Annotated in this window: 1 protein-coding gene; it reads left to right on the top strand. The window is 60.9% G+C overall.

What is annotated here, in order from left to right:
- Positions 1 to 92: 92 nt before the first annotated feature.
- Positions 93 to 1,631: amino acid adenylation domain-containing protein (locus IVA79_RS26965; RefSeq protein WP_247558687.1), on the top strand; the 1,539-nt coding region annotated here is incomplete at its 3' end.

Genomic DNA, 1,631 nt, shown 5'->3' with positions numbered 1-1,631 from the left:
GGCCGATTGGCATCACAATCACGACACAGAGCTGTTCGGTGGCTGGCGATCTGATGACGAGTCACAAAGCTGGCCCGGCCCGATGCGGCGATTTGCTGATCTTTGAGGTTTGCGCTCTGGATGGGAGCTTCCGCTGGCATTTTGATGCCAGCCGATTTGCGCCGAGGCAGATCGGCCGCATGACGCAGCATTTGGAGACTTTGTTAGACGGTGTGATGGCCGATGCGGGGCAGCCGGTCGGCCGCACGGATATTTTCCCGGCAGACGAACGCAAATATCTGCTGGAAGAATTGAATCGAACGGCGACGCCTTATCGGTCGGAGCGGTACATCCATGAGGTGTTCGAGGCGCAGGTGCACAAGGCGCCGAAGGCGTTGGCTGCGGTTTTTGAGAACGAGAGACTGAGCTATGGCGAACTTAACGCACGGGCCAACCGGCTGGCGCATCATCTGATCGGGCTCGGGGTCAAGCCGGACCAGCCGGTGGCGATCTGCCTGAAACGCGGCTTCGGATTGGTGGTTGGTGTTTTGGCGATCCTGAAGGCCGGGGGGGCCTATTTGCCGCTCGATCCGGCTTATCCATCGGCGCGGCTGCGGCAGATTGTCGATGATGCCGCGCCGCGACTGCTGCTTTGCGATGCCGCCGGTCGAACCGCATTGGACGCCGAGGCTATAGCCGATGTCAGCGTAGTCGATCTGGATACTGCCGCCCCGGTCTGGGCCGAGCGGCCGGATTCGGACCCCGATCCGCGCACGCTTGGCCTCACATCCCGTCATCTCGCCTACGTGATCTACACCTCAGGCTCCACTGGAACGCCAAAGGGCGTAGAAATGTCCCACGGCTCGCTTGTGAATTCGCTCGCGGGGCTTGGCACGTCAAAACGATGCACACTTCAATTCGCTACCCTCAACTTCGATGTGTCCTGTCAGGAAATGTTCATTTGTTGGAAGGACGGTGGACTGCTCGTACTCGTGCGGGAAGAGACCCGTAGGCACTTCTCCGAGTTGCTCGAATTCATGGAAAAGGAGGCAGTCGAGCGACTTTTCCTCCCATTCGTAGCATTGAACCGACTTGCGGAGGTCTGGGGCGCGCAGCAAGTGAAGCTGTCCTCCTTAGGTGAGGTTTATACAGCGGGTGAGCAACTGCAGGCCACTCCAACGCTTAGGGCCTTCTTCGAAGCACATCCAAAGGCGAGGTTGATCAATCAATACGGGTCCACAGAAATCAGCGTCATTGCCGAGCACCACCTTGCAGCTGACCCATCATGTTGGCCCCAGTTGCCTCCCGTTGGCCGTCCGATTGCGAACACGCGGGTGTACCTGCTGGACGGCCATGGCGCGCCCGTGCCGTTCGGTGCGGTGGGCGAGCTTTACATTGGCGGGGCGGGAGTGGCGCGAGGCTATCTGAACCGCCCCGAGCTGACAGCCGAGCGGTTCATCGCCAGTCCCTTTGTGGACGGCGATCGGCTGTACAGGACCGGCGACCTCGGGCGTTATCTGCCGGACGGCAATCTGGAGTTCCTGGGCCGCAATGACGACCAAGTGAAGATCCGCGGCTTCCGCATCGAGCCGGGCGAGATCGCGGCGCGGCTTTGCGAGCACGCCTTTGTGCGCGAGGCGGTGGTGGTGGCG

Origin of the sequence: Bradyrhizobium sp. 138 (assembly GCF_023074075.1) — a bacterium.
In the GTDB taxonomy this organism is placed as follows: domain Bacteria; phylum Pseudomonadota; class Alphaproteobacteria; order Rhizobiales; family Xanthobacteraceae; genus Bradyrhizobium.
This window is presented reverse-complemented; position numbering and strand designations above follow the sequence as displayed.